Genomic DNA, 1,053 nt, shown 5'->3' on the forward strand with positions numbered 1-1,053 from the left:
CTAGAGCGTTTCATAGCTTGATTGAATCAGAAGGGATTCCCGGTCGGTCGGATTTGTGATTCAAGATGCTGGCTGGATAGGAGGCCAGCATCTGATGGTTCGACCTCTTTCCGATGATTTACGCGAGCGGGTTGTGGCGGCGGTTTTGAGCGGCGAGAGCCGCCGGTCGGCCGCCAAACGGTTCGGTATTGCAAATTCGACAGCCGTGAAGTTGTTGCAGCGCCATCAGGCAACCGGCTCGGTGGCGCCGGGCAAGATGGGTGGCCACCGTAGGCGGGTTCTGGAACCGCATCGAGCCTTCATCGTGGAGCGGATCAACCAGACCTCTGATCTGTCGCTGCATCGGCTGAAGGACGAGTTGGCCGCGCGCGGGGTCAAGGTCTCGCACAATGCGGTGTGGCAGTTCCTGCGCCGCGAAGGGCTAAGCTTCAAAAAAAACGCTGTTCGCCCTTGAGCAGGCACGCGCCGATATTGCCCGCAGGCGGCAGCGATGGCGATCCTGGCAGGCCGGCCTCGATCCGCAGTGCCTGGTCTTCATCGATGAGACCTGGATCAAGACCAACATGGCTCCGCTGCGCGGCTGGGGGCCGAAGGGCAAGCGGCTGCGCAGCCTGGCTCCACATGGCCATTGGCGCACGCTGACTTTCCTCGGCGCGCTGCGCTGTGATCGGCTCGCGGCCCCTTGCGTCTTCGACGGACCGATCAACGGCCAATGCTTTCGCGCCTATGTCGAGCAGCAGCTCATCACCGTGCTGAAGCCCGGCGACATCGTCATCATGGACAACCTGGGCAGCCATAAGTCGGCGGCCATCAGGCAGATGATCAAGGCCGCTGGCGCCAGGCTCTGGTACCTGCCGCCCTACTCACCGGACCTCAATCCGATCGAGCAGGCCTTCGCCAAGATCAAGCACTGGATGCGCCAGGCGCAGAAACGCACCGTCGAGGACACTTGGCGCCACATCGGCCACCTCGTCGAAACCATCGAGGCAGCCGAATGCAAGAACTACTTCGAAAACGCCGGATACGCTTCCGTCAAAACATGAAAGACTCTAG

Annotated in this window: 1 protein-coding gene; it reads left to right on the plus strand. The window is 61.3% G+C overall.

What is annotated here, in order from left to right:
• The first annotated feature begins 94 nt into the window (after window positions 1–94).
• A protein-coding gene (locus tag LB515_RS28065) for an IS630 family transposase (protein WP_263490448.1) occupies window positions 95–1,043 on the plus strand; the annotation gives its coding sequence in 2 pieces (ribosomal slippage) (window positions 95–430 and window positions 432–1,043; 948 coding nt in all).
• Window positions 1,044–1,053 lie beyond the last annotated feature (10 nt).

Source organism: Mesorhizobium sp. CA15 (genome assembly GCF_020165215.1).
Lineage (GTDB): Bacteria > Pseudomonadota > Alphaproteobacteria > Rhizobiales > Rhizobiaceae > Mesorhizobium.